At 72.5% G+C, this 26,334-nt stretch carries 22 protein-coding genes; 17 read left to right on the top strand and 5 right to left on the bottom strand.

Annotation, left to right across the window (positions count from 1 at the left end):
- Both AOK03_RS14400 and AOK03_RS14395 read left to right on the top strand, forming a co-directional pair.
- A partial coding sequence (locus AOK03_RS14400; RefSeq protein WP_244177610.1) for a sensor histidine kinase occupies positions 1–1,139 on the top strand: 1,139 nt, incomplete at its 5' end.
- A complete protein-coding gene (locus AOK03_RS14395; RefSeq protein WP_055565643.1) occupies positions 1,136–1,831 on the top strand; it encodes a response regulator transcription factor in 696 nt (231 codons plus the stop codon). The genes AOK03_RS14400 and AOK03_RS14395, both read left to right, overlap by 4 nt.
- 133 nt (positions 1,832–1,964) lie before the next feature.
- Here AOK03_RS14395 and AOK03_RS14390 read toward each other — a convergent pair whose 3' ends face one another.
- Complete coding sequence (locus AOK03_RS14390; RefSeq protein ID WP_055565642.1) at positions 1,965–2,711, bottom strand: phosphatase PAP2 family protein; 747 nt, start codon at positions 2,709–2,711, stop codon at positions 1,965–1,967.
- 173 nt (positions 2,712–2,884) lie between these two features.
- Between AOK03_RS14390 and AOK03_RS14385 the strand changes: the two genes are divergently transcribed.
- Complete coding sequence (locus tag AOK03_RS14385) at positions 2,885–3,700, top strand: hypothetical protein (RefSeq protein WP_055565641.1); 816 nt, start codon at positions 2,885–2,887, stop codon at positions 3,698–3,700.
- Positions 3,701–3,733: 33 nt separating this feature from the next.
- Here AOK03_RS14385 and disA read toward each other — a convergent pair whose 3' ends face one another.
- Together disA and radA are read right to left on the bottom strand one after the other, a co-directional pair.
- A complete protein-coding gene (gene disA / locus AOK03_RS14380; protein ID WP_055565640.1) occupies positions 3,734–4,858 on the bottom strand; it encodes a DNA integrity scanning diadenylate cyclase DisA in 1,125 nt (374 codons plus the stop codon).
- Between the two features lie 78 nt (positions 4,859–4,936).
- Complete coding sequence (radA, locus tag AOK03_RS14375; protein WP_055565639.1) at positions 4,937–6,355, bottom strand: DNA repair protein RadA; 1,419 nt, start codon at positions 6,353–6,355, stop codon at positions 4,937–4,939.
- Between the two features lie 187 nt (positions 6,356–6,542).
- On the opposite strand from radA, the gene AOK03_RS14370 reads away from it, so the two are divergent.
- Positions 6,543–8,387 (top strand): BACON domain-containing protein, encoded by a 1,845-nt coding sequence (locus AOK03_RS14370; protein ID WP_425264379.1) that lies wholly within the window; start codon positions 6,543–6,545, stop codon positions 8,385–8,387.
- Positions 8,388–8,401: 14 nt separating this feature from the next.
- On the opposite strand, the gene AOK03_RS14365 is transcribed toward AOK03_RS14370, so the two are convergent.
- Complete coding sequence (locus tag AOK03_RS14365) at positions 8,402–9,310, bottom strand: DUF3109 family protein (RefSeq protein WP_055565637.1); 909 nt, start codon at positions 9,308–9,310, stop codon at positions 8,402–8,404.
- A 71-nt stretch (positions 9,311–9,381) separates the two neighbouring features.
- On the opposite strand from AOK03_RS14365, the gene AOK03_RS14360 reads away from it, so the two are divergent.
- The 5 genes from AOK03_RS14360 (at position 9,382) to AOK03_RS14340 (ending at position 14,279) form a co-directional block, all read left to right on the top strand.
- Positions 9,382–10,314 carry a Ppx/GppA family phosphatase gene (locus AOK03_RS14360; protein WP_055565636.1) on the top strand — a complete coding sequence of 311 codons (933 nt, stop codon included), beginning with the start codon at positions 9,382–9,384 and terminating at the stop codon, positions 10,312–10,314.
- 99 nt (positions 10,315–10,413) lie between these two features.
- A complete protein-coding gene (locus AOK03_RS14355; RefSeq protein WP_079074708.1) occupies positions 10,414–11,238 on the top strand; it encodes a sugar phosphate isomerase/epimerase family protein in 825 nt (274 codons plus the stop codon).
- Positions 11,235–11,867, top strand: a complete 633-nt coding sequence (locus AOK03_RS14350; RefSeq protein ID WP_055565634.1) for a TetR/AcrR family transcriptional regulator — start codon at positions 11,235–11,237, stop codon at positions 11,865–11,867. The genes AOK03_RS14355 and AOK03_RS14350 overlap by 4 nt, the downstream gene beginning before the upstream one ends.
- Positions 11,868–12,012: 145 nt before the next feature.
- Entirely contained in the window at positions 12,013–13,866 is a 1,854-nt protein-coding gene (ilvD, locus tag AOK03_RS14345) for a dihydroxy-acid dehydratase (RefSeq protein WP_055565633.1), read from the top strand.
- Between the two features lie 104 nt (positions 13,867–13,970).
- Positions 13,971–14,279 (top strand): SH3 domain-containing protein, encoded by a 309-nt coding sequence (locus AOK03_RS14340; RefSeq protein WP_055565644.1) that lies wholly within the window; start codon positions 13,971–13,973, stop codon positions 14,277–14,279.
- 37 nt (positions 14,280–14,316) lie between these two features.
- Here AOK03_RS14340 and AOK03_RS14335 read toward each other — a convergent pair whose 3' ends face one another.
- Entirely contained in the window at positions 14,317–16,593 is a 2,277-nt protein-coding gene (locus tag AOK03_RS14335) for a protein kinase domain-containing protein (protein WP_055565632.1), read from the bottom strand.
- Positions 16,594–16,769: 176 nt separating this feature from the next.
- On the opposite strand from AOK03_RS14335, the gene AOK03_RS14330 reads away from it, so the two are divergent.
- The 8 genes from AOK03_RS14330 to AOK03_RS14295 all read left to right on the top strand — a co-directional run bounded on the left by AOK03_RS14330 (position 16,770) and on the right by AOK03_RS14295 (position 26,201).
- Complete coding sequence (locus AOK03_RS14330; protein ID WP_055565631.1) at positions 16,770–17,336, top strand: hypothetical protein; 567 nt, start codon at positions 16,770–16,772, stop codon at positions 17,334–17,336.
- A 157-nt stretch (positions 17,337–17,493) separates the two neighbouring features.
- Positions 17,494–18,267, top strand: a complete 774-nt coding sequence (locus AOK03_RS14325; protein WP_055565630.1) for a class I SAM-dependent methyltransferase — start codon at positions 17,494–17,496, stop codon at positions 18,265–18,267.
- A gap of 32 nt (positions 18,268–18,299) precedes the next feature.
- Positions 18,300–19,265: an ABC transporter ATP-binding protein gene (locus tag AOK03_RS14320; protein WP_244177609.1), complete on the top strand. Its 966-nt coding sequence runs from the start codon at positions 18,300–18,302 to the stop codon at positions 19,263–19,265.
- Positions 19,262–19,999: an ABC transporter permease gene (locus tag AOK03_RS14315; RefSeq protein WP_055565629.1), complete on the top strand. Its 738-nt coding sequence runs from the start codon at positions 19,262–19,264 to the stop codon at positions 19,997–19,999. The genes AOK03_RS14320 and AOK03_RS14315 overlap by 4 nt, the downstream gene beginning before the upstream one ends.
- 103 nt (positions 20,000–20,102) lie before the next feature.
- Positions 20,103–20,927, top strand: coding sequence for a pyrroline-5-carboxylate reductase (proC, locus tag AOK03_RS14310; RefSeq protein ID WP_055565628.1), 825 nt, complete (start codon positions 20,103–20,105; stop codon positions 20,925–20,927).
- Positions 20,928–21,086: 159 nt separating this feature from the next.
- Complete coding sequence (locus AOK03_RS14305) at positions 21,087–22,472, top strand: acyltransferase family protein (protein ID WP_055565627.1); 1,386 nt, start codon at positions 21,087–21,089, stop codon at positions 22,470–22,472.
- 30 nt (positions 22,473–22,502) lie between these two features.
- A complete protein-coding gene (locus AOK03_RS14300) occupies positions 22,503–24,317 on the top strand; it encodes an ABC-F family ATP-binding cassette domain-containing protein (RefSeq protein WP_055565626.1) in 1,815 nt (604 codons plus the stop codon).
- 159 nt (positions 24,318–24,476) lie between these two features.
- Entirely contained in the window at positions 24,477–26,201 is a 1,725-nt protein-coding gene (locus tag AOK03_RS14295; RefSeq protein ID WP_055565625.1) for an outer membrane protein assembly factor BamB family protein, read from the top strand.
- Positions 26,202–26,334 lie beyond the last annotated feature (133 nt).

Raw genomic sequence — 26,334 nt, 5'->3', positions numbered from 1 at the left:
AGCGCATCGTCGCCGACCGGGCCCGGCTGCGCGAACGGGCCCGCATCGCGCAGGACATGCACGACTCCCTGGGGCACGAGCTGAGCCTGATCGCCGTACGGGCAGGGGCCCTCCAGGTCGCCCCCGACCTGCCGGAGCCGCACCGCGAGGCCGCCGCCGACCTCCGCGCGGCCGCCTCGCAGGCCACGGACCGGCTGCACGCGATCATCGGCCTGCTCCGCGAGGAGGGCGACGAACGAGCGCCGCTGGCCCCGGCGGGCGAGAGCGTCGCGGCACTCGTCGCGCGCGCCACGGAGTCGGGGCTGCGCATCACGTACGAGGACGAGGGGAACCGCCCCGAGCCGCAGGGTGATCCGGCGCGCCGCGAGTTGACCGACGGGACCGTCCACCGTGTCGTCCAGGAGGCCCTCACCAACGCCGCGAAGCACGCGCCGGGCGCCCACGTCACCGTGACGGTCGCGCGGGACGGCTCCGCGACGTCGGTGACCGTCACCAACGGCCGCACCGACGAGGAGGGCGCCGGGCCCGTGGCCCCGTCCCGGGGCGGCTCCGGCCTGCGCACCCTGCGCGCCCGCGTCACGGATCTCGGCGGCACGTTCGAAGCGGGACCGCACGGCCACGGCTTCCGCGTCACCGCCCGCCTCCCGCACCGGGGTCTGGCCCCCCTGCCGCCCGCGCCCGCCGGAGCCCGCCTCGCCCACGCCCGGCGCCGGACCGCCCTGGCCTTCGGCGCCGCCGTCGCCACGGGAGTGCTGCTCGTCGGGGGCACCTTCGCCTGGTACGCGTACACCCGGACGCACTCCGTCCTCACCCCCGCCGACTACGCACGCCTGCGCGTCGGGGAGCCCCGCGCGGAGGTCGAGCGCGTCCTGCCGGACCGGACCGTCGCCGACCCGCCGCTCGAACGCGCGCCGACCGAGCCGCCGCCCGGCGCCGACTGCGCGTACTACCGGGCGAGCGGCGAGCTCTTCACCGCCGTCGCGCACTTCAGGCTCTGCTTCGACGGCGACGACGGTGGAGAGAGGGACCGGCTCGTGGACAAGGCCGTCATCCCCACGGCGAGCGAGACCGACGACGAACGGTACGACGACCGGCACGACGAACGGCCCAACGAGCAGAAGACGGAGCGTGCGCGATGAACGAGGTGCGACCGGAGGAGGGCGCCGCCCCCGCCATCCGCGTCCTGCTGGCCGACGACGAGGCCATGATCCGGGCGGGGGTGCGGGCGATTCTCGGCGCGGGCCGGGACATCGAGGTCGTCGCGGAGGCCGGTGACGGCCGCGAGGCCGTCTCCCTGGCGCAGGCCCACCGGCCCGACGTGGTGCTGCTCGACATCCGCATGCCGCTCCTGGACGGCCTGGCCGCGGGGGAGGAGATCGTGCGGACGGTGCCCGGCACCGCGGTGGCGATGCTGACGACGTTCTCCGAGGACGCGTACGTCGCGCGGGCGTTGAGCGGCGGAGCCACCGGCTTCCTGCTGAAGTCCGGCGACCCGCACGAACTCATCGCGGGCGTACGGGCGGTGGCGGGCGGCGCCGCCTTCCTCTCGCCCAAGGTCGCCCGGCACGTCATCGACGGCTTCGGCGCCCGGCGCATGGGCCGCGCCGCCACCGCCCGCACCCGCGTCGAGGCCCTCACCCCGCGCGAACGCGAGGTGCTCGGCCTGGTCGGCGCGGGCCTGTCCAACCCGGAGATCGCCGCGCGCCTGCACCTCGTGGAAGGCACGGTCAAGGCGTACGTGAGCGCGGTCCTCGACCGGCTCGGGGTCAAGAACCGCGTTCAGGCGGCGATCGTCGCGTACGAGGCGGAGCTCGTCCCGGAGGCGGACTGAACGGATCGAACGGATTGAACTGACCGAACGGATTGAACTGACCGAACGGATTGAACTGACCGAACGGATTGAACTGACCGAACGGATCGAACGGACCGAACGGACCGAACGGACCGATCCGTCGGCGGGGCGATCAGCGGGGCTGCTGCGTGTCGTCCCTGCGGATCGTCATGGTCGGCGGGTCGTACGCGGCCGGGTCGTAGGCCGGCGGCTGGGCCGCCGGGGCGGGTGCGGGCGCGGGAGCGGGGACGTGGGCGCCCCTGCCCCGGCCCCGGGAGGGACCCGGGCCCGCGAACCACTTCACGACCCCGGTGGACGACCCGCGCATCGCCAGCGTGATCCGTGCCACCGGACGCGTCGCGACCCGTACGAGCAGGAACACGATCAGCGCGCCGAAGACGAGACCCACCACCACGTCGTGCGGGTAGTGCACACCGACGAAGACCCGCGAGAAGGCCATGAGCACGGCCATCGGCACGGTCAGCGCCGCGATGCGCGGCCAGGCAAGCGCGAGGCCGATGGCGGCGGCGCCCGCGATCGTCGAGTGGTTGCTGGGGAAGGACCAGTCGCCGTGCGGCGGGCACTCGACGAGGGGCGTCAGCGCGCCGGACACCGCCCGGCAGGGACGCTCCTCGTCGATCACGGACTTGAACAACTCGCTGCCCACATAGGCCACCGCGGTGGCGAGGGGAGCGAGCACCGCGACCGCCAGGGCGCGCGGGTCCCCGCGCCTGGCCCGCCACCAGGCGACGATGAAGAGCACACCGAAGAGCAGCAGTCCGAGCTCCGTCCACACCTCGGCCAGGTGCTGGAACCACGACGGCGTGTCGTGGGCGAAGTCGGTGATATCGCGGTAGAGATCGTCGGTCATGGTGTCCATGATTACGGACGGTACGGAGTGCGGCCGAATCGTCACATCCGGCGATCGTCCCGTCACGCACCTGTCGATGGACAGGGGGCGGCGGGCCGTCCCGGGATGATGATCCGCAAACTTTGTCGCTCAAGGCGGCGGGTGGGGCGGGAGAAGCACCGGATCTCTCGTAAGGTTTGGGCGTGGGATCTCTGCGCAATCCGGTCGGGCCGCTTCCCTCCACCATCTACTGGCGTCGGAGGGCCGTTCTGCTGTCCGTACTCGGCCTTCTGGTGCTCCTGGTCGTCTGGGTCGTCACCTCTGGTGGCGGAGGCGGCGGCAACAACGCGGACGGGCCGGGCGGCAACGGCCCGGCGACGTCCATCACGCCAGGACCCACCGGGTCCGGCCCCGCGATCAGTGAACACCCGGGCGGCCGGGACGAGTCGAGCGAGGGCTCCGGCTCGGGTTCCGGCGGTTCGGGCGGTTCCGGCGGTTCCGGCGGGTCGGGTTCGGGTGGCTCGGGCGGCGCCGAGGGCTCCGGTGGCGGCGGCTCCGACGACGGCGCGAAGGGCGGCGGCGGCTCGGGCGACAGGCTTCCGGCCGGTACGCGGCTTCCCAACTGCACCAGTGGCGACGTGAAGTTGAAGGTGCGCAGCATCGAGAACCGGTACGCGATCGACGAGAAGCCAAAGTTCGAGCTGATCGCTGAGAACAGCGGCGGCAAGGCCTGCAAGGTCGATCTCGGCGGCAAGGGCACGGTGCTGACGATCACTCAGGCCGAGGGCGACGACGAGTTCTGGTCCTCGGCCGACTGCCCCGACGGCAGCGGAAGCCTGCTGCTGCGGGTGCCGGCCGAGGGACGGATCACGCACTCGGTCCAGTGGGACCGGCGGGCCAGCGAGCCCCAGTGCGCCACGCCTTCGGCGGGGTCGGCCGCTCCGGGGACGTATCTGGTCGAGGCCAAGGCCCCCGGCCTCGGCACGGCCCAGGCGTCCTTCGTCCTGGAGAAGGACTGACGCTCCGCCCCGCGCCGGGCTCGGCGCGGGGCGTCAGACGTAGCGTTCGAGGATCGAGGACTCCGCCAGCCGCGACAGGCCCTCGCGGACGCTCCGGGCCCGCGCCTCGCCGACGCCGTCCACCGTCTGCAGGTCGTCCACGCTGGCGGCGAGCAGCTTCTGCAGGCCGCCGAAGTGCTCGACGAGGCGGTCGATGATCGCTCCGGGGAGCCGGGGCACCTTGGCGAGGAGGCGGAAGCCCCGCGGGGAGACCGCGGAGTCCAGCGCCTCGGGCGAGCCCGTGTAGCCCAGGGCGCGCGCCACCGTGGGGAGTTCGAGGAGCTCCGCGTGCGTGAGGGAGTCCAGCTCGGCCAGCGCCTCGTCGACCGTGCGCGAGCGCTTGGCCGTGGGCTCGGGGACGTAGTCCCGCACGACCAGCTCGCGCTCGGGCTCGACGCCCGCGATCAACTCGTCCAGCTGGAGGGCGAGGAGACGCCCGTCCGTGCCGAGCTCGACCACGTACTCGGCGATCTCCGTGGCGATGCGGCGCACCATTTCGAGGCGCTGGGCGACGGCGGTGACGTCCCGCACGGTCACCAGGTCCTCGATCTCCAGCGCGGAGAGCGTGCCCGCGACCTCGTCGAGGCGGAGCTTGTACCGCTCCAGGGTGGCGAGCGCCTGGTTGGCGCGGGACAGGATCGCCGCGGAGTCCTCCAGGACGCGCCGCTGCCCGTCCACGTACAGCGCGATCAGCCGCATCGACTGGGACACCGAGACGACGGGGAAGCCGACCTGCTTGCTCACGCGGTCCGCCGTGCGGTGCCGGGTGCCGGTCTCCTCCGTGGGGATCGTCGGATCCGGCACGAGCTGCACGCCGGCGCGCAGGATCTTGGTGATGTCCTTGTCCAGGACGATGCCGCCGTCGAGCTTGCACAGCTCGCGCAGGCGCGTCGCCGTGAACTCGACGTCCAGGATGAATCCGCCGGTGCACATCGACTCGACGGTCTTGTCCCAGCCGAGGACGATCAGTCCGCCGGTGTTGCCGCGGAGGATGCGCTCCAGGCCGTCGCGCAGTGCCATCCCGGGCGCGACGGCGCTCAGGGAGGCGCGCATCAGCCCATCGGCACCGGAGCCCGAACCCGGCTTGCCGGGAACCGCTGCCCGGTCGTTGGCTGCCACTGCACTCCCTCGGTCGCAGGTTCTCCAGGCCTTCGCCGGCACCCTGCTTCGTACGGATGGGCGAGACCAGGGCAAAGTCTACCGGCGGTCTTCGTCCTCCCGTGGGGCCTCTCGGCGACGCGACCTCGGAAGGACACGGAGGGCGTCCCCCATGTCGGCGACTTCGATGACCTTCATACCGGCGGGGATCTTCCCCGGATCGGCCGGCACGAGGGCGTGGGTGAAGCCGAGACGGTGGGCCTCGGACAGTCTGCGCTGGACGCCGGTGACCCGTCTGACCTCGCCCGCCAGTCCCACTTCGCCGATCGCGACGAGGTTCTTCGGCAGCGGAGTGTCACTGGCGGCGCTGGCCAGGGCGAGGGCGACGGCGAGGTCCGCGGCGGGCTCGGAGAGCTTCACACCGCCGACCGTCGCGCTGTAGATGTCGCGCTTGCCGAGGGCGGTGATCCGGCCGCGCTGTTCCAGGACGGCCAGCATCATCGAGACGCGGGAGGTCTCCAGGCCGGAGGTGGTGCGGCGGGGGCTCGGGATCTGCGAGTCGACGGTGAGCGCCTGGACCTCGGCCACCAGGGGGCGGCGCCCCTCCAGGGTGACGGTCAGACAGGTGCCGGGGACGGGCTCGGCGCGGCGGGTGAGGAAGAGGCCGCTGGGGTCGGCGAGTCCGGTGATGCCCTCGTCGTGCAGTTCGAAGCAGCCGACCTCGTCCGTCGTGCCGTACCGGTTCTTGACGCCGCGGACCAGGCGCAGGCGCGCGTGCCGGTCGCCCTCGAACTGGAGGACCACGTCGACGAGGTGCTCCAGGAGGCGGGGGCCCGCGATGGCGCCGTCCTTGGTGACGTGTCCGACGAGGAGCGTGGACATGCCGCGCTCCTTGGAGGCGCGGATGAGGGCGCCCGCGACCTCGCGCACCTGCGCCATGCCGCCGGGCGCCCCGTCGATCTCGGGCGAGGCGACCGTCTGGACCGAGTCGAGGATCAGGAGGGAGGGCTTGACCGCGTCCAAGTGGCCGAGGACGGCGGCCAGATCGGTCTCGGCGGCCAGATAGAGGTGGTCGTCCAGGGCGCCGATGCGGTCGGCGCGCAGCCGGACCTGGCTGGCCGACTCCTCACCCGTCACGTAGAGCGTGCGGTGCTCGTCGCTCGCCGCCTTCGCCGCGACGTCCAGGAGGAGGGTGGACTTGCCGACGCCGGGCTCGCCCGCGAGCAGCACCACGGCGCCGGGGACCAGTCCGCCGCCGAGCACGCGGTCCAGCTCGGGCACGCCGGTGGAGCGCGCGGTGGCCTGGCGCCCGTCGACCTGGCCGATCGGGACGGCGGACGAGGTGACGCGGCCGGGGGCGGTGGTGCGGACCGCGGGCGCGCCGTACTCCTCGACCGTGCCCCAGGCCTGGCACTCTGGGCAGCGGCCGAGCCACTTGGCCGTCTGCCAGCCGCACTCGGTGCAGCGGTAGGACGGGCGTTGCTTCCCGGTGTTCCCGGATTTCGTACGGGCAGCCATGGTCGAAACCGTAGCCGAGCCCACTGACAGCGCCGTCCCGTTCGCATCTCGTTCGCCGCGCGTGCGAGCCAAGGCCACGGAATCCGGCGTTCCTGTCCCCTTTTGAGGGATCTGTTCACCCGTAAGGATTAAATGTGCTCAAGAGGGCGGAAGCGAGCTGCATCATCCGCCTAACTTCGCACGGGTGATGAGCAGCAGGCCGGAATCTCCCACGAACACAACCGGCGCACACCGGGCGCACCGTGACGCGCGCAAGCGCGTGGTGCCGCGCCCGGCGCCCCGGACCACGCCTCCCGCGCGCTACGAACCGTGCCTGGACGGCCTGTTCACGTACTGCCTGTCCGTCCTCTGCGATCACGACGCGGCGACCGCGGCCCTGGGGGACGTGCTCCACCACGCCGAGCGCCGCGGCGCCCGCGGCCCCGAGACCGAGGGCGAGCTCAAGACCTGGCTCTACGCCCTCGCCCGCTGGGTCTGCCTGCGCCGACTGGCCGAGGCCAAGCGCAGCAAGGAGGGCGGACGGCACGCGCACGGCGCGGGCAAGACCCCCTCCAAGCCCTCCAAGCCCTCCGAGCCGTCCGGGCAGCAGCAATCGGAGAGCCCGCAGCAGCAATCGGAGGGCCCGGCGGACGGCTCGTCGGAAGCCTCCGAAGAGACCGAGCGGCAGCGCCGCCGCGAACTGGCCCAGCTCGCCTGGCCGGAAGCCGCCGGAACCACCCCGGAGCAGCGCGAGGCACTCGAACTGGCCGTCCGCCACCAGCTCACCCCCGCCCAGGTCGCCGCCGTCCTCGGCATGGACCTCACCAAGGCCCGCGGCCTGCTCGCCTCCGCCGCCTGCGAGGTGGAGCGCACCCGCGCCGCCCTCGCCGTCGTGGAGACCGGCAGCTGCCCCATCGTGGCCCGCCTCACCGGCGACAATCAGCTGCTGCTCGGCACCGCCCTGCGCCGCGAGCTCGTCCGGCACGTCGACGACTGCCCGCGCTGCCGCCGCACCGCCGAGCGCGCCGGTGCGAGCGCCTGGCCCGGCACGGCCGTCAGCCCGGCCGCGCTCCCCGTCGTCGAGGCCCCGCGGCCCGCCCTCCACATGGCGATGGCGCACGTCCCACGCGCGCGTGGCGGCGGCCCGCGCTACGACCGGCGGGGCTTCCCGATGGACCCCAAGGACCACGCCGCCCGCCGCGACCGCTTCCGCGCGCGTGCCGTCACGACGACCGTCGTCGCCACCGTGGTCGCGGCCCCGGTGCTCGCCCTCTGGGCCGCCTACCGGGGAGCGCCGCTCACCGGCGAGGGCCAGGACGGCCGCTCGGTCACCGCGAGCGAGGACAGCGGCGCCGGAGGCCTCGGCGGCGACCGCACCCACGACGACTACGAGAACGCGGGCAACGCCCGCAAGGGCCCAGAGCCCCGCTTCACCAAGGGCAGCCACTCGCCCGACGTCTCCGTGGAGGTCATCAGCGCCGGATCGCCGTCCCACTCGGCGACCGGGCCCGGCCGCCTCACCGTCGAGGCCCAGCCCAGCGGCGACACGACGCTCATCACGCTGACGGCGTCCGGTGGCGCACCCGTCCACTGGTCGGCGAGCGAGAGCGCGTCCTGGCTCTATCTGAGCCGCTCGTCGGGGACGCTCGCGCCGGGGCAGTCGATCACCATCCAGGTGTACGTCGACCACACCCGCGAGCCCGCGGGGCACTGGAGCGCGCGCGTCTCGATCGCGCCCTCGGGCGCCATCATCGCGATCGACGGGTACGGGGACGGGCGGCCGCCGACGCGTCCCGGGCCGGGTCCGGGCCCCTCGGACCCCGGCCCCTCCGATCCCGGCCCGTCGGATCCCGGTCCGTCCGACCCCGGCCCCTCCGACCCGGGGCCCTCGGATCCCGGCCCGTCGGATCCGGGTCCGTCCGATCCCGGCCCCTCCGATCCGGGTCCGTCCGACCCCGGCCCCTCCGATCCGGCGCCCTCGGATCCGGGACCGGGCGACTCGTCACCGCCACCCGGCGACGGGAGCGGGAGCGGGTCACCGAGCCCGAGCTAGGGCCTCAGGGACATCTAGTGCGTCGCCGGGTCCGCAGGGTGCGGTGCCAGCAGCGGAAGTTGGGAGGCCAGGCGCTCCTCGCACAGCTCCACGAGCCGGTCGTACCCCTCCTTGCCCATCAGCTCGATCAGCTCGGGCCGGTAGGAGACGTACACCGGGTCGCCCGCGCCGTGCGCCGACGTCGCCGACGTGCACCACCAGTGCAGATCGTGGCCGCCGGGGCCCCAGCCCCGCCGGTCGTACTCACCGATCGACACCTGCAGCACGCGCGTGTCGTCGGGCCGGTCGATCCACTCGTACGTCCGGCGCACCGGCAGCTGCCAGCACACGTCCGGCTTCGTCTCCAGCGGCTCGCGGCCCTCCTTCAGCGCCAGGATGTGCAGCGAGCAGCCGGCGCCGCCCTCGAAACCGGGGCGGTTCTGGAAGATGCACGAGCCGTTGTACGGGCGGGTCTGGCGGTCGCCGTCCTCGTCCGTGGAGACCCATCCGGTCTCCCGGCCCACGTCATGGTGCTGCCAGATGTCGGGCGTGAGCCGCTCGACGTACCCGGCGACCCGCTTCTCGTCGTCATCGTCCGAGAAGTGGGCACCCAGCGTGCAGCAGCCGTCGGCCGCGCGGCCAGGCTGAATGCCCTGACAGCCGCTCCCGAAGATGCAGTTCCACCGAGAGGTCAGCCATGTCAGATCGCAGCGGAAGATCTGCTCGTCGTCCGCGGGATCCGGGAACTCCACCCAGGCACGGGCGAAGTCGAGCCCCTTCTCGTCCGGCTCCGGCTTCGTGGCCTTCCCCGGCTTCGCTGCCTTCCCCGGCTTTCCCACCTTCTCCGGCTTCCCCTTCTTCGTCGGCTTCTCCGACGCGGCCTGCTTGGTCGACGACTTCCCCGACTTCGATTTGTCGGTCTTCGCCTTTTTCGTCTTTGGCACGTCTCCAGGGTATGCGTGCGGCCGACCGCCCGAGGCCAGCCGAACGCCCCACTCGGCGTAGCGTTCCGTACATGAGACTCGGTGTCCTCGACGTGGGGTCGAACACGGTGCATCTGCTCGTGGTCGACGCCCACCCCGGCGCGCGCCCGCTGCCCGCGCACTCGCACAAGGCCGACCTGCGCCTTGCCCAACTCCTCGACCCGGCAGGGGCGATCGGACCCGACGGCATCGACCGTCTGGTCGCCGTCATCCGTGACGCGATGGTCGCCGCCGAGGACAAGGGCGTGGAGGAAGTGCTGCCCTTCGCCACCTCCGCGGTGCGCGAGGCGAGCAACGCCGACGCCGTGCTCGCCAGGGTCAAGGACGAGACCGGCGTCGACCTGCAGGTACTGACCGGCGAGGAGGAGGCCCGGCTGACCTTCCTGGCCGCCCGCCGCTGGTTCGGCTGGTCCGCGGGCAAGCTCCTCGTCCTCGACATCGGCGGCGGCTCGCTGGAGATCGCCTACGGCCTGGACGAGGAGCCGGACGCGGCGGTCAGCCTGCCGCTCGGCGCGGGCCGCCTCACCGCGGCCTGGCTGCCGACGGACCCGCCGGACCCCTCAGACGTGAAGGCGCTGCGCCGCCACGTGCGCGCGCAGATCGCCCGGACGGTCGGGGAGTTCAGCAGGTTCGGCGCCCCCGACCACATCGTGGCGACGTCGAAGACCTTCAAGCAGCTCGCCCGCCTCGCGGGCGCCGCACGCTCGACCGAGGGGCTCTACGTACAGCGGGAACTGAAGCGGAAGTCCCTGGAGGACTGGGTGCCGCAGCTCGCCGCGATGACCACGCGGGAGCGCTCCGAGCTGCCCGGCGTCTCCGACGGCCGGGCCGGACAGCTGCTCGCGGGAGCGCTCGTCGCGGAGGGCGCCATGGACCTCTTCGGGGCCGAGACCCTGGAGATCTGCCCGTGGGCGCTGCGCGAGGGCGTCATCCTGCGCAAGCTCGACCACCTCCCGGCGTCGTGAGCGGGCGGCATGCGCCCTGAACCGGACCGTCCGGGCGCTGACCAGGGCGGTACGAGGCCACCTCCCCGGCGCCCGGACGGGGCCCGTACGCTGTCCCTCGTGGCAGAACCAGTGGTGCGCATCCCGGATGCGAAGGTCGCCCTGTCGACGGCCTCGGTCTATCCGGAGTCGACGGCGACGGCCTTCGAGATCGCCGCGCGCCTGGGCTACGACGGCGTCGAGGTCATGGTCTGGACCGACCCCGTCAGCCAGGACATCGAGGCCCTGCGCCGGCTGAGCGACTACCACCGGATCCCGATCCTGGCCGTGCACGCGCCCTGCCTGCTCATCACGCAGCGCGTCTGGTCCACGGACCCCTGGGTCAAGCTGCAGCGCGCGAAGGCCGCCGCCGAGAAGCTGGACGCGTCGACCGTCGTCGTGCACCCGCCGTTCCGCTGGCAGCGGCAGTACGCCCGCGATTTCGTCGACGGCATCTGGCGCATGGCCGACGAGACGGACGTGCGGTTCGCCGTCGAGAACATGTACCCCTGGCGCTACCGCGACCGCGAGATGCTCGCGTACGCCCCCGACTGGGACGTCACCAAGGACGACTACCGCCACTTCACCGTCGACCTCTCGCACACCGCGACCGCCCGCACGGACGCGATGGACATGGTCGACCGCATGGGCGACCGGCTCGGTCACGTCCACCTCGCCGACGGCAACGGCTCGGCCAAGGACGAACACCTCGTCCCCGGCCGCGGCACACAGCCCTGCGCCGAGCTCCTGGAGCGCCTGGCGGTCAGCGGCTTCGACGGGCACGTCGTCATCGAGGTCAACACGCGCCGCGCGATGTCCAGCGCCGAACGTGAGGCCGACCTCGCCGAGGCGCTCGCCTTCACCCGGCTGCACCTGGCGTCCGCGGTGAAGGTGCCCCGCTCATGACCCCCGGCGCGCCGTCCGAGGCCGCCGCGCCGCGGCGCCGGGGACGCCCGTCCCGTACGCAGACGGAGACCGGGCCCGCGACGCGCGACGAGATCCTGCGGGCGGCCCGCGCGGAGTTCTCCCTGCGCGGCTACGAGAAGACGTCCGTGCGCGGCATCGCCAAGGCCGCCGGGGTGGACCCGGCACTCGTGCACCACTACTTCGGCACGAAGGAACAGGTCTTCGAGGCGGCCATCACCATCGCCTTCGCGCCCGCGCTGCAGGCGCCCGCCGCGATCGACGAGGGGCCGCTCGACGGGGTCGGCGAGCGGCTGACCCGCTTCGTCCTCGGCGTCTGGGAAGACCCCGCGACGCGCGCCCCGCTGCTCGCCATCGTGCGCTCGGCGGTGGACAACGAAACGGCCGCCGCGATCTTCCGCCGCCTCATCTCCACCCAGCTCCTCGGGCACATCGCGGACCGGCTGCCGCTGCCGGACGCGGAGCTGCGGGCCGAGCTCGCGGCCGCGCAGCTCGTGGGCGTCTCGATGCTCCGGTACGTGATCCAGGTCGAGCCGCTGGCATCGGCGGACGTGGAACAGCTCGTGGCGCGGCTGGCCCCCGTGGTGCAGGGGCATCTGACGGGGCCGTGAGACCGGCGTCCCGCAATTCGGACAGCCTGTCCAGATCCTGGAGCCGCGGCGTACGCTCGACAGCAGTCATATCTCTCCATGGACCGCCCGATCGCCGGACGGCCAGACCGCCAGATCGCCGAAATCCCTGAAGGAGCGAGCGACCATGCCCGAGCTCAGGTCCCGCACAGTCACCCACGGCCGCAACATGGCGGGCGCTCGCGCCCTTATGCGCGCCTCCGGTGTACCCGGGGCCGACATCGGGCGGAAGCCGGTCATCGCCGTGGCCAACTCCTTCACGGAGTTCGTGCCCGGCCACACGCACCTGCAGCCGGTCGGCCGCATCGTCTCCGACGCGATCCGCGAGGCGGGCGGCATCCCCCGCGAGTTCAACACGATCGCCGTGGACGACGGCATCGCGATGGGCCACGGCGGAATGCTGTACTCCCTGCCGTCCCGCGACCTGATCGCGGACTCCGTGGAGTACATGGTCGAGGCGCACTGCGCCGACGCCCTGATCTGCATCTCCAACTGCGACAAGATCACCCCCGGCATGCTGATGGCGGCCCTGCGCCTCAATATCCCGACGGTCTTCGTCTCCGGCGGCCCCATGGAGGCGGGCAAGGCCACCCTCGTCGACGGCACGGTCCGCAAGCTCGACCTGGTCAACGCGATCAGCGACGCGGTCGACGAGAGCATCTCGGACGAGGACATCCTCCGCATCGAGGAGAACGCCTGCCCGACCTGCGGCTCCTGTTCCGGCATGTTCACCGCCAACTCGATGAACTGCCTGACCGAGGCCATCGGCCTCTCCCTGCCGGGCAACGGCTCGGTCCTCGCCACGCACACCGCCCGCAAGGAGCTGTACGAGCGTGCGGGCCGGACGGTCGTCGACATCACCGAGCGGTACTACGACGGCGACGACGCCTCCGTCCTGCCGCGCAGCATCGCCACCCACGCGGCCTTCGAGAACGCCATGGCCCTCGACATCGCCATGGGCGGCTCGACCAACACGATCCTGCACCTGCTCGCCGCGGCCCGCGAGGCCGAGGTCGACTACGACCTGGGTGACATCGACGCCGTCTCGCGCCGCGTCCCCTGCCTCTCCAAGGTCGCCCCGAACGCCGCGCCCACCACGACGTACTACATGGAGGACGTGCACCGCGCGGGCGGCATCCCCGCGCTGCTCGGCGAGCTCTACCGCGGCGGGCTGCTGAACGAGGACGTGCACACCGTCCACTCGCCCTCCATCAAGGAGTGGCTGGACGCCTGGGACATCCGCTCCGGGTCCGCCTCCGACGAGGCCGTCGAACTGTGGCACGCCGCGCCCGGCTGCCGGCGCTCCGCCGAGGCCTTCTCGCAGTCCGAGCGCTGGGACACCCTCGACACGGACGCGGCGAACGGCTGCATCCGCGACGTCGCCCACGCCTACTCCAAGGACGGCGGCCTCGGCGTCCTCAAGGGCAACATCGCGGTGGACGGCTGCGTCGTGAAGACCGCGGGCGTCGACGAGTCGATCTGGACGTTCGAGGGCCCCGCGGTCGTCTGCGACTCGCAGGAAGAGGCCGTCGAGAAGATCCTCAACAAGGGCGTCAAGGAAGGCGACGTGGTCGTCATCCGCTACGAGGGCCCCAAGGGCGGCCCCGGCATGCAGGAGATGCTCTACCCCACCTCCTTCCTGAAGGGCCGCGGCCTCGGCAAGTCCTGCGCCCTGGTCACCGACGGCCGCTTCTCCGGCGGCACGTCGGGTCTGTCCATCGGCCACGCCTCGCCCGAGGCGGCGTCCGGCGGCACGATCGCGCTCGTCGAGGACGGCGACCGGATCCGCATCGACATCCCCGGCCGCTCCATCGAACTCCTCGTCCCCGAGGAGGAGCTGGCCGCCCGCCGCGCGGCGCTCGGCGGGGTGTACGCGCCGAAGGCCCGCGAGCGCAAGGTCTCCGCGGCCCTGCGCGCGTACGCGGCGATGGCGACCAGCGCCGACAAGGGCGCGGTCCGGGACGTGTCGAAGCTCGGCTGAGCCGGAACCCTTTCGGGGCGCGGGCGCGTCCTTGGTGTGGGATACACACCGAGGGCGGCCCGCGCCGCCGTGTAACGGGGGAGAGCACTGTGAGCGAGAACGTCATGGCGCCGGAAGCCGATGGTGCGGCGAGCGCCGACAGCGCCGACGGCGCGGCCGTCCAGGCGACGGCGGCAAGGAGCTACCCGATCGTCGCGGACGTCAACGTCCGATCGGGCCCCGGCACCTCGTACCGCAAGGTCGGCCGCCTCAGCGCGGGTTCCCGCGTGACCATCGCCTGCCAGAAGTCCGGCGAGACGGTGACGGGGCCGACCGGCACGTCGAAGATCTGGGACCGCATCGGCAGCGGCCGGTACGTGTCGGACACGTACGTCCGCACGGGCAGCAACGGATACGTGGCGCCGCGCTGCTGAGCACGGGCCGTACGAGCCGCCGGGGTCCGGCGTTCTTTCAGCCGGACTTCGGCGGCTTCGTCGCGTCGAAGGCGAACACCGTGTTCTCGGCGGCCGCCACGATCACCTCGCTGCCCTTGACGGCCACGCGCGGGCTGGCGTTCACCTCGCCCGCAAGACCCTCGGCGCGCGGGTTCGTCGTCCACCGCGGCTCGCCCCCGCGCGACGCGAGCGCGGCGACCCGGCCGCTGGCCGAGCTGAAGTAGAGCGTCCCGTCGCCGTCCCCGGACACCGGCCCGGACAGGCCCTCCACGCCCGTCTGGCGTGACCACTTCTTCCGGCCGGTCGCCGGGTCGAGCGCCGTGACGAGCCCGGTCTGCCCGGTCACGAAGACGGTGCCGTCCGCCATCCCGGGCGTCCCGTCGAACGTCTTCGGCAGCCGCGCGTACGACACGTCGTGCGAGTTCCGGTCCACCCGCATCACCCCGTCGTAGCCCACCAGCTCGGGCCCCTCGTGGCGCTCGTGCAGCAGGACGAGGCTGCCGTCGGAGGTGCCGACCGGCACCGCCGGGCCCCGGACGGGGACGGCCTTGCCGAGGCTGCCCGACGCGAGGTCGACGACGCGCAGGTCGGGGTGGCGCACATCGGTGGCGTCGATCTCGGCGCGCGGCGCGCACATCGCGTACAGCCGCGTGCCCGCCAGGACTGGAGCGCACTGCTTGCCCGCGGGGAACGGCTGCTTCCAGGCCACCTTCCCGCTGTGCGCCCGCCGCGCCTCGAAGCGGCTGTTCGACCCGTCGACCGTCACGACGGTCGAGTCGACCACCACGGCGTCCTGCGTACGGTTCGTCACGGCCGTCGACTGGGCGCCGGACGGCGTCGACCACAGCTCGTCGCCGCTGTCCGCGTCGATGGCGACGACTTCGGTGGCGGGGTTGACCGGGTCGTCCTGGGCCGCGAGGCGGTAGCCGAGCACCGTGTCGTCGGTGACGCCCACCATGTGCATGCCCTGCATGGGCACGCCGGGGCTCTTCTCCGTCCAGACGCGGGAGCCGTCGGAGAGCCTGATCCGCGTCGCGACGACGCCGCCGCCCCCGCAGAACAGCGCGTCGTCGCGAGCCTCGCAGCGCAGCTCGTCCGGTATGTCCGCGCGGCCGCCCGGCACGGTCTTGCGCCACGGCTCGAAGCCGCCCGGCAGCCGCGCCCCGGCCGCCGCGATGTCGCGCCCCTCGCCGCCCGAGCCGCCGGACCCGTCCGAGTCGCCCGCCCGCACCACCGCGACTCCACCGCCGATCGCGGCGACGGCCACGGCGGCCGCGAGCGCCGGACGCCAGCGGCGGCGCAGCCGACGGCCGAAGAAGGTCCCGGTCTCGGAGCCGGCCGCGGGATGGGCGTGCGGGTCCTGCGCGGCGGGCCGCGGGGACCCGGCGCCGGGTGCCGGGGTGTCGTCCTCGGCCGACAGGTGGTGCTGCGTGTCCGTCTCACGCGTACAGCGCGGGCTCTCGGCGGGACCCGTCGCGCCGCCCAGATCGGACGGCAGATCCCGCAGCCGTACGAGAAGTTCGTCCGCCGACGGCCGGTCCGCGGGATCCTTGGCGAGGCACGGCTCGACCACCTGCCGCAGCTTGCCCGGCACCTCGCCCAACGAGGGCGGCTCGTGCACCACTTGATACGCCGTCATGTAAGGGCTGTCCGCGTCGAAGGGGCCCTGCCCGGTCGCCGCGTACACCAGCAGCGTGGCCAGCGAGAAGACGTCGGAGCGCGGCCCCACGCCGCGTGGTGTCTGCAGCTGCTCGGGCGACATGAAGGGCGGCGTGCCGATCACCCGGCCCGTCATCGTCAGCGTCTGCTGGTCGGCGGCGCGCGAGATGCCGAAGTCGATGACCCTGGGGCCCTCGGGGGAGAGGACCACGTTGGACGGCTTGAGGTCCCGGTGCACGACGCCCGCGCGGTGGATATCGCGCAGCGCCTCCGTCAGCCCGATGGCCAGCCTGCGCAGCTCGGCGCCGCCGATCGGGCCCTGCTTGGCGATGCGCTGCGCGAGCGTGTGGCCCTCGATGAACGCGGTGGCCATCCAGGGGTGCTCGGCCTCGGGGTCGGCGTCGATCACGGCCGCGGTGAAGGCGCCGCTGACCCGGCGGGCCGCGGCCACCTCCTGCCGGAAGCGGATCCGGAACTCCTCGTCGTCCGCGAACTGCTGGTGGATCAGCTTGATCGCGACGGGGCGGCCGGACGCCGAGCGGGCCAGGAAGACCGTGCCCATGCCGCCCGACCCGAGGCGCGCCTCGAGCGGGTATCCGCCGATTTCCTCCGGATCTCCTCCACGAAGCGACATGCTCACCGACCTCCCCCGCGTTCACCGATGCAACTTTTCGCAGCCCAAACTAGCGGCCGGGACGTGCGCGCCGGCAAGGCGGGGGACGAATAGGGCGTGCCTGCCCCCGCGACGCCCCGGCCCCGTGGGACGCCTGCCGCCCCCGGCTCTCAGGAGCGGCAGGCGATAATCAAACGGTGAGCGAAGAATCCGGCACCAAGGGACCCACTGACCCCGCAGGCCCCACCGGCACCTCTGGCACCTCTGGCACCGAAGCTGCCTCCGGCACCTCTGGCACCGCGCCCGGCCCGCAGCCCGAGCCACTCCGCTTCTTCGGGACGACCTGGGTCGACCACGACGGCGGTTACGGCGCCCGCCGCGCCGGCGTCGCCGTCGGCTCGCTGGTGGGGGCGGCCGTCGGCTGCTTCGTGCTGCGCTTCGCCTACGAGGGCCTGACCATCGCGGCCGTCGGCACGCTCGTGAACGCCCTCGTCGTCGTGATGTTCGCGATCTGCAGCGCCATCGCCTTCCGCCGCACCTGGGAAGGGTTCACCCGGCGCCACGACGCGGCGTCCCAGTCCTCGACGCGCGGCCTGATGACGATCGGCTTCGTCGGCAGCCTCCTCGCGTACTTCCTCCGCTCCCTGTCGGAGGCCCCGGGCGAGAAGCTGCACCGCAAGGAGTACGAGGCGGCGCGCGAGCAGTACGCGAAGCGCACGGCCCGCCGCACGGGCAACCCGTCACGGAAGAAGCGCAAGCGCTGAGGCGCGGGCCGGGAGCGTAGGGAGCCCGGGGGAGAGCGGCTCGGGCGGGCGGGCTCCGGCTGCCGAGGACGGCAGGCGGCTCTGGTGGGCGGCTCCGGCTGCCGAGGACGGCAGGCGGCTCTGGTGGGCTCGTCCTTCCGCGCGCGACGATTCCCCCATGACTGCCGCCCCTTCGCGCGCCCATTCCTTCAACGCGGCCGCCGCCCAGTACGCGGCGTACCGCCCCTCCTACCCGCCCGCCCTCTTCGCCGCCGTCGAACGCCTGTCCGCCCGTCCCCTCGCGGGTGCCCGCGTCGTGGACGTGGGCGCGGGCACCGGAATCGCCACCGCCCTGCTCGCCGAGCGGGGAGCGGAGGTCCTCGCGGTCGAGCCGGGGGACGGCATGGCGGCACAGTTCCGCCGCACGCTGCCCCACATCCCCCTCGTACGCGGCAGCGGCGACGCCCTGCCGCTGGCCGACGGCTCGGCCGACCTCATCACGTACGCCCAGGCCTGGCACTGGACGGACCAGGAACGCTCCGTGCCCGAGGCCCTGCGCGTGCTGCGCCCCGGCGGCGCCCTCGCCCTGTGGTGGAACCGCCAGGGCGACCCGGATCCCGACACGCCGTGGCTCGGCGAGCAGACCGATCGCATCGCCCGCTTCCTGGGCACCGCCGACGACGCCGACCGCGCGGCGGACCGGGCGGCCCACCGCGCGAAGGACCTGACGACCGCCCTCGACTTCCACCGCGACCGGCTCCGCTGGAGCCGCCGGGTCCCGGTCGACACCCACCTCGCGAACCTCGCGACGCACTCGGCGTTCCTGGTCCTCGGCGAGCGCCGCACGGCGGAGTTCGTCGCGCAGGAGCGCACGGAGCTGCTGAAGGTCTTCCCGGACGGCGTGGTCGAGGAGCGCTACGCCGTCGACCTGCTGGTCTGGGTCGACGGTTGACGACGGGGGCCGTCGGGAGGATTATTCATCACATGATGAATAAGAGGAGCCCGGCGGCCCGCCCCGAGGCTTCGGCGGCCCGCCCGGCCGGCACCCGACCGGACGCGACAGCCCGAACCACCACGCCCGAGCCCGCCACGCTCGAACCCACCACACCCGAATCCGCTGCGTTCGAACCCACCACACCCCCGGCCGTCCTGGCCCAAGGCCTGACCGTCGTCCGCGGCCCCCGCACCGTCCTGCGCGGCCTCGACTTCACCGTCCCCCGAGGCCAGATCACCGGACTCCTCGGCCCCTCCGGCTGCGGCAAGTCCACCCTCATGCGCGCGATCGTCGGCACCCAGGCCAAGGTCACCGGCACCCTGAAGGTCCTCGACCACCCCGCGGGCGCCCCCGTCCTCCGCCCCCGCGTCGGCTACGTGACCCAGAGCCCGTCCGTCTACGACGACCTGACCGTCCGCCAGAACCTCGATTACTTCGCGGCCGTCCTCGACCCCGGACCGGGCACCGCGGCCGACCGCCGACGCGACCACGTCACCCGCGTACTCGACGACGTCGCCCTCACCTCGCACGCCGACTCCCTCGCCGGAAACCTCTCCGGCGGCCAGCGCAGCCGCGTCTCCCTGGGAGTCGCCCTCCTCGGCGCCCCCGAGCTCCTCGTGCTCGACGAGCCGACCGTCGGCCTCGACCCCGTGCTCCGCCGCGACCTGTGGCGGCTCTTCCACGCCATCGCCGCCGACCGCGCCGCCACGATCCTCGTCTCCTCCCACGTCATGGACGAGGCCGAGCGCTGCCACCGCCTCCTCCTCATGCGCGACGGCGAGCTCCTCGCCGACGACACCCCCGACGCCCTGCGCGCCCGCACCCACTCCGACACGGTCGAAGAGGCCTTCCTCCACCTCGTGGACGAAGCGGACGCACGCCACGCGGCCCCACCCAGGAACACCGGGCCCAGGAGCACCACGTCCAGCAGCACCACGTCCAGGAGCACCCCATGAACCTCTACCGCACCCTCGCCACCGCCGCGCGCGTCCTGCGCCAGCTCCGCCACGACCCGCGCTCCATCGCGCTGATGATCCTGGTCCCCTGCGTGATGCTGCTCCTCCTGCGGTACGTCTTCGACGGCAGCCCGCAGACGTTCGACTCCATCGGCGCCTCGCTCCTCGGGATCTTCCCGCTCATCACGATGTTCCTGGTGACCTCGATCGCCACCCTGCGCGAACGCACCTCGGGAACCCTCGAACGCCTCCTCGCCATGCCCCTCGGCAAAGGCGACCTCATCGCCGGCTACGCGCTCGCCTTCGGCGCCCTCGCCGTCGTCCAGTCCCTCCTCGCCACGGGACTCGCCCTGTGGGCCCTCGGCCTGAGCGTCACCGGCTCCGCCTGGCTGCTGCTCCTGATCGCCCTGCTCGACGCGCTCCTCGGCACCGCACTGGGCCTCTTCGTCTCGGCCTTCGCGTCCTCCGAGTTCCAGGCCGTCCAGTTCATGCCGGCCGTGATCTTCCCCCAGCTCCTGCTCTGCGGCCTGTTCGCCCGGCGCGACACCATGCAGCCGGTCCTGGAGTGGATCTCCGACGTCCTCCCCATGTCGTACGCCGTCGACGGCATGAACCAAGTCCTCCACAACCCCGACATCACCGGCGACTTCGTCCGTGACGTCGTCATCGTCGCCGGCAGCGCACTCCTGGTCCTCGCCCTCGGCGCGGCCACCCTGCGCCGCCGCACCGCCTGACCCACCCCGGCCCCGGCATCCCGCCCACCGGACACCACCGCTGCCCCCGGCACAGCGATGCGAGGATGGCCCCCGGACGAAGCAACCCCGGAGGCCACCGTTCATGAGCAGCAACACGAGCCAGAAAGTCGCCGTCCTCGGCACCGGAAAGATCGGTGAAGCCCTGCTCAGCGGCATGATCCGCGGTGGCTGGGCGCCGACCGACCTGCTGGTCACCACCCGCCGCCAGGAACGCGCCGACGAGCTCCGCACCCGCTACGGCGTCACCCCCGTCAGCAACGCCGACGCCGCCAAGCAGGCCGACACCCTGATCCTCGCCTGCAAGCCGCAGGACATGGCCAAGCTGCTCGACGAACTCGCCCCGCACGTCACCCCCGACCGCCTGGTCATCAGCGCCGCCGCCGGTATCACCACCGCCTTCATCGAAGAGCGCCTGACCGAGTCCACCCCGGTCGTCCGCGTCATGCCGAACACCCCCGTCCTCGTCGACGAGGGCATGTCCGTCATCTCGGCGGGCAGCCACGCCTCCACCGAGGCGCTGGCCCACGCGGAGGCGATCTTCGGCGCCGTCGGCAAGACGCTCCGCGTCCCCGAGACACAGCAGGACGCCTGCACGGCCCTCTCCGGCTCCGGACCCGCCTACTTCTACTTCCTCGTCGAAGCCATGACCGACGCGGGCATCCTGCTCGGCCTGCCCCGCGACAAGGCCCACGACCTGATCGTGCAAGCCGCGATCGGCGCCTCCGTCATGCTCCGCGACAGCGGCGAGCACCCCGTGAAGCTCCGCGAGAACGTCACGTCCCCCGCGGGCACCACGATCAACGCCATCCGCGAGCTGGAGAACCACGGAGTGCGCGCGGCCCTCATCGCCGCCCTCGAGGCAGCCCGCGACCGCAGCCGCGAACTGGCCTCCGGCAACAACAGCTGACCGTTCAGGGGCGCGGGGAACCGCGCGACCGGCCACGACGGTGCGGCAGCTGACGGACGGCATGGCGCGGCAGCTCCAGCGGAGCGCTCAGGTACTCAGATGCCGAACTGAGTACGCGGGCGCTGACGCCGCCACAGGGCGGCGCGTGATCGTACGTCCATGGGATCAAGCGTTCGCGAACTGGCCGATCGGACGCCCGCGGGGCGTGACCGGTACGTCGACCTGCTGCGGGTCGCCTCGCTCGGCACGGTCGTGGCCGGGCACTGGCTGATGGCCGCGGTGACCGTCGGCGACGACGGCCGGGCCGAGGTCGGCAACCTCCTCGCCGTCGTACCGGACCTGCAACTCCTCACGTGGGCGCTGCAGATCATGCCGGTCTTCTTCTTCGTCGGCGGGTTCTCGCACGCGCTGTCGTACCGCTCGTCGAGCCGCGGTTCCGAGGGGCGGTCCGGCTACTCGGCCTTCCTGCGGGCCCGGCTCCAGCGGCTGCTGCGGCCCACCATGGTGTTCATCGGGGTGTGGGGCGCGGGCGCGCTGGTCCTGCAGCTGGGCGGCCACGGCGGGGGACTCGTCGAGGTCGCGCTGCGGCTCGTCGCGCAGCCGCTGTGGTTCATCGGCATCTATCTGGCGATGGTCGCCTGCACACCGCCCCTGCTGAGGCTGCACGAGCGGTGGGGGTGGGGTGCCTTCGGGGCGCTCGTGGGGGCGGCCGGCGCGGTGGACGTGGCGCGCTTCGCGTTGGGTGTGCCGTACGTCGAGTTCCTGAACTTCGCCTTCGTCTGGCTCGCCGTGCACCAGCTGGGCTTCCTGCGCGCCGACGGCAGGCTCCGGATGCCGTACGTCCTGGCCGGTGCGGGGCTCGCGGGCGCCGCCCTGCTCGTGGCCCTCGGCCCCTATCCGCTCTCCATGGTCGGCATGCCCGGCGAGCGCGTCTCCAACATGGCGCCGCCCACCTTCGCCCTCCTCTGCCACGGCATGTGGCTGGTCGGCGCCGTGGAGCTGCTGCGCGCCCCGGCGACGCGGTGGCTGGCGCGGCCGCGCGTGTGGCGCGGGGTGGTGGCGGCCAACGGCATCTCCATGACGGCGTTCCTGTGGCATCTGACGGCGATGCTCGGGGTGTACGGGGTGCTGCTCGCCCTCGACGTGCCGCTGCCGGAACCGGCGACGGGCGCGTGGTGGGTGCAGGTGCCGCCGCGGATGGCGGCGGCCGCGGCCCTGACGGCGGCGCTGGTCGCGGTCTTCCGCCGCTTCGAACGTCCCGGCGCCGCACGCGGGCCGGGTGCTGCGGGCGCCTTCTCGGGTCCCGCCGCCGCGGTGGGCGTCACGCTCTGCCTGTTCGGGGTGCTCGGCCTGTCGATGGTCGGCTTCGGCGGCCTCCTCGAAGGGCGCACGGCGCTGCTGGTCGCGGTCCACGTGACGGCACCGGCGGCGGTCGCGATGGCGCTCGTGGGCTGGCTGCTGGTCGAGAGGGCGGGGCGCGGCCGGTCGCGGGGCCCGGTTCCGGGAGACGGTCGGGGGGCCGTCCGCGCGGGCGACTACGCTTGAAGGTCGATCGTCCCCCCTGTCAGGAGTGAAATGGCCGTCAATCTGGTCAATGTCGAGGCAGTCAGCAAGGTGTACGGCACCCGTGCCCTGCTCGACGGCGTCTCACTCGGTGTGTCCGAGGGGGACAGGATCGGCGTCGTGGGGCGCAACGGCGACGGGAAGACCACCCTGATCCGGATGCTCGCCAAGCTGGAGGAGGCGGACACCGGCCGCGTCACGCACAACGGCGGGCTGCGGCTCGGCGTGCTGACGCAGCACGACTCCCTCGACCCGGCCGCCACCGTCCGGCACGAGGTCATCGGCGACCTCGCCGACCACGAGTGGGCGGGCAGCGCCAAGATCAGGGACGTGCTGACCGGGCTGTTCGGCGGGCTCGACCTGCCGGGGTTCCCGCAGGGGCTCGACACCGTCATCGGTCCGCTCTCCGGCGGCGAGCGGCGGCGCATCGCGCTCGCCAAGCTGCTCATCGCCGACCAGGACCTGATCGTGCTCGACGAGCCGACCAACCACCTCGACGTCGAGGGCATCTCCTGGCTGGCCGAGCACCTGCGGACGCGGCGCTCGGCGCTCGTCTGCGTGACGCACGACCGCTGGTTCCTGGACCAGGTGTGCACCCGCATGTGGGACGTGCAGCGAGGCTCCGTCTTCGAGTACGAGGGCGGGTACTCCGACTACGTCTTCGCGCGCGCGGAGCGCGAGCGCATCGCCGCCACCGAGGAGACCAAGCGGCAGAACCTGATGCGCAAGGAGCTGGCCTGGCTGCGGCGCGGCGCCCCGGCCCGCACCAGCAAGCCCAAGTTCCGCATCGAGGCGGCGAACGAACTGATCGCGGACGTGCCGCCGCCGCGGGACACCAGCGAGCTGATGAAGTTCGCGACGACGCGGCTCGGCAAGACGGTCTTCGACCTGGAGGACGTGTCCGTCCAGGCCGGGCCCAAGATGCTGCTCAAGCATCTGACCTGGCAGCTCGGCCCCGGCGACCGCATCGGCCTGGTCGGGGTGAACGGCGCGGGCAAGACCTCGCTGCTGCGCGCCATGGCCGACGCCGCCCGCAGCGAGGGCGACGTGCAGCCCGCGGCGGGCAAGGTCGTCGTGGGCAGGACCGTGAAGCTGGCCTACCTCTCGCAGGAGGTCGCCGAGCTGAAGCCGACGCTCCGGGTCCTCGAAGCCGTGCAGCAGGTGCGCGAGCGCGTCGACCTGGGCAAGGGCCGGGAGATGACCGCGGGGCAGCTCTGCGAGACGTTCGGGTTCAACAAGGAGAAGCAGTGGACGCCGGTCGGCGACCTCTCCGGCGGTGAGCGGCGCAGGCTGCAGCTGCTGCGCCTGCTCATGGACGAGCCGAACGTCCTCTTCCTCGACGAGCCCACGAACGACCTCGACATCGAGACGCTGACGCAGCTGGAGGACGTGCTCGATAGCTGGCCGGGCTCCATGGTCGTGATCTCCCACGACCGGTTCTTCGTCGAGCGCACGACGGACAAGGTGTTCGCGCTGCTGGGCGACGCCACGATGCGGATGCTGCCGCGCGGCATCGACGAGTACCTGGAGCGCAGGCAGCGGATGGCGGCGGCCGCGGCCCCGTCGGCCCCCGCGGCCGCCCCCGCGCAGTCCGCGGCGACGAAGACCGTCTCCTCCGCGGACGCCCGCGCGGCCAAAAAGGAACTGCAGAAGATCGAACGGCAGCTGGACAAGGTCTCTGAAAAGGAGACCAAGCTCCACGCACAAATCGCCGACAATGCCACGGACTTCGAAAAGGTGGCCAAACTGGACGCCGAGCTCCGCGAACTGATCGGCGAGCGCGACGAGTTGGAAATGCGCTGGTTGGAGCTGGCGGAGGACGCGTAGAGCTCCCGTGCAGCTCGCGTAACGGACGCATCACGGGCCGGTCCTCCCTTGGGCACAGGGGCAGGACCGGCCCCGTGTGGTACGGGCGCAAGGTGATAGAAAGGCTGACCTGAAAGCACCCTTTGGCGTGCCGAAAAATCAGTGAAGGGGGGAGCGCTGATGACTCAGCCGCCCAACCAGCCGCCGTCCGGCGGCTTCGGAGCACCACAGGATCCAGGCCAGGGAGGCGCGCAGCAGCCACCCGGTCAGCCACCGGGCCAGCCGCAGCAGCCACCCCAGCCGGGGTACGGCTATCCGCAGCAGCCCCAGCCGGGGTACGGCTACCCCCAGCAGCCGGGTCCGTACAACCAGCCGACGCAGCCCGGTCCGTACGGCAACCAGCCGCAGTACGGATACCCGCAGGCGCCGACGCAGCCGCAGTTCCCCGGCCCCGACGTGCCCGGCACCCCGCCGGGCGGCGGCAACGGCAAGCGCAACAAGCTCGTGGTGATCGTCGCCGCGGCCGTGGCCGCGCTGCTCGTCGCGGGCGGTGTCACCTATGCCGTCGTCAGCGGTGACGACGGCGGCGAGAAGAAGCCCGAGGCGAAGAACAAGGACCCGAAGCCGTCCGCCTCCGCCCCGGCCAACCCGGGCAACGGCAGCGGCGACGGCCACGAGGGCAAGGAAGACCTCAACGCCGACCGCAAGCCCGGCGAGGCGAAGGTCCTCTGGTACAAGGAGGCGCCCAAGGTCCCAGGCTCCGGTGGCGACGCCCCGGGCATGTGGATCAACGGCGACATCGTGGTCAAGGCCGCGTACAAGCAGCTCCTCGCCTACAACGTGCAGACCGGCAAGACGGCCTGGAAGGCCATCGAGTTCCCGGAGAAGATCTGCGCCGCGACGCAGACGGCCACCGACGACGGCAAGATCGTCGTCGCGTACAAGGACGGCTCGCAGAGCGGTGCCGAGTGCAACCAGATCCAGGTCGTCGACCTGGACACCGGTGGCAAGGGCTGGGGCAAGCCGGTCAAGAAGGAGGGCCTGTTCGACTCGGCGCTCTCCAGCAAGCTGGAGCTCGTCGGCGACGTGCTGATGGTCAGCCGTGACCAGTCCGGCACCGCGCTGCGGATGAGCGACGGCAAGAAGCTCTACGTCGCGAAGAAGAAGGACGAGGGCACCTGCTTCCCCAACGGCTTCGCCGGTGGCAAGAAGCTCCTCATGGCCCTGTCCTGCGGTGCGAGCACGCCCACCGAGCACGACGAACTCCAGCAGCTCGACCCGAAGACCGGCCGCGCCCTGTGGACCAAGAAGTTCCCCAAGGGCTGGCGGATCGCCAAGGTCTACTCGGTCAGTCCCACGATCGTGTACCTCACCAACGAGGACAAGAAGAAGTGGAACATCTCGGTGCTGAAGGAGAACAGCGACGAGACCCGTTCCGAGGTCATCAGCGACGAGAACTACGCGCCGGAGTGCGACACGGCGGTCCTCGGCCGTGAGCTGGCCGGGTGCCTGGGCGTGACGACGGACGACAAGTACCTCTACCTGCCGTCCGACAAGAAGAGCGGCGCCAACGACATCGTCGCGTTCAGTCTGGCCACCGGCAAGGAGGCCTGGCGCGTCAAGTCGCCGCTGGACGAAACGATGCTTCCGCTGAAGGTGGAGGACGGCTCGCTGATCGCGTACGTCAAGCCGTCGTACGACGCCGGCGGCCGTGTCGTCTCCATCGCGACGTCCGGTTCGCACCAGCCCAAGACCCTTCTGCAGCACCCGAAGGGCACCTCGCGGATCGAGAGCGGCTTCTACTCGAAGGACGTCGACTACGTGGACGGTCGCTTCTACATCTCGACCACCAACATCATGCGCACCACCACCCAGGCGAAGCTGATGCTCGCCTACGGCAAGTGACGCGCCCCCACCCAGTCATTCGCCCGACCGCTCTCCTCCCCAAGGAATTGACGACGTCATGACCCAGCCGCCCCAGCCACCCCAGCAGCCGCCGAACGAGCGCCCGCAGGGCGGCTTCGGCGCCCCGCAGGAC

The organism is Streptomyces atriruber (assembly GCF_001418325.1).
Taxonomy (GTDB): domain Bacteria; phylum Actinomycetota; class Actinomycetes; order Streptomycetales; family Streptomycetaceae; genus Streptomyces; species Streptomyces atriruber.
This window is presented reverse-complemented; position numbering and strand designations above follow the sequence as displayed.

Excerpts from the sequence above, each read along its gene's own strand:
- AOK03_RS14395 (WP_055565643.1), top strand. The coding sequence starts at position 1,136 with ATGAACGAGGTGCGACCGGAGGAGGGCGCCGCCCCCGCCATCCGCGTC.
- AOK03_RS14390 (WP_055565642.1), bottom strand. The coding sequence starts at position 2,711 with ATGGACACCATGACCGACGATCTCTACCGCGATATCACCGACTTCGCC.
- radA (WP_055565639.1), bottom strand. The coding sequence starts at position 6,355 with ATGGCTGCCCGTACGAAATCCGGGAACACCGGGAAGCAACGCCCGTCC.
- AOK03_RS14370 (WP_425264379.1), top strand. The coding sequence starts at position 6,543 with ATGAGCAGCAGGCCGGAATCTCCCACGAACACAACCGGCGCACACCGG.
- AOK03_RS14360 (WP_055565636.1), top strand. The coding sequence starts at position 9,382 with ATGAGACTCGGTGTCCTCGACGTGGGGTCGAACACGGTGCATCTGCTC.
- AOK03_RS14350 (WP_055565634.1), top strand. The coding sequence starts at position 11,235 with ATGACCCCCGGCGCGCCGTCCGAGGCCGCCGCGCCGCGGCGCCGGGGA.
- ilvD (WP_055565633.1), top strand. The coding sequence starts at position 12,013 with ATGCCCGAGCTCAGGTCCCGCACAGTCACCCACGGCCGCAACATGGCG.
- AOK03_RS14340 (WP_055565644.1), top strand. The coding sequence starts at position 13,971 with ATGGCGCCGGAAGCCGATGGTGCGGCGAGCGCCGACAGCGCCGACGGC.
- AOK03_RS14335 (WP_055565632.1), bottom strand. The coding sequence starts at position 16,593 with ATGTCGCTTCGTGGAGGAGATCCGGAGGAAATCGGCGGATACCCGCTC.
- AOK03_RS14325 (WP_055565630.1), top strand. The coding sequence starts at position 17,494 with ATGACTGCCGCCCCTTCGCGCGCCCATTCCTTCAACGCGGCCGCCGCC.
- AOK03_RS14320 (WP_244177609.1), top strand. The coding sequence starts at position 18,300 with ATGATGAATAAGAGGAGCCCGGCGGCCCGCCCCGAGGCTTCGGCGGCC.
- AOK03_RS14315 (WP_055565629.1), top strand. The coding sequence starts at position 19,262 with ATGAACCTCTACCGCACCCTCGCCACCGCCGCGCGCGTCCTGCGCCAG.
- proC (WP_055565628.1), top strand. The coding sequence starts at position 20,103 with ATGAGCAGCAACACGAGCCAGAAAGTCGCCGTCCTCGGCACCGGAAAG.
- AOK03_RS14305 (WP_055565627.1), top strand. The coding sequence starts at position 21,087 with ATGGGATCAAGCGTTCGCGAACTGGCCGATCGGACGCCCGCGGGGCGT.
- AOK03_RS14300 (WP_055565626.1), top strand. The coding sequence starts at position 22,503 with ATGGCCGTCAATCTGGTCAATGTCGAGGCAGTCAGCAAGGTGTACGGC.
- AOK03_RS14295 (WP_055565625.1), top strand. The coding sequence starts at position 24,477 with ATGACTCAGCCGCCCAACCAGCCGCCGTCCGGCGGCTTCGGAGCACCA.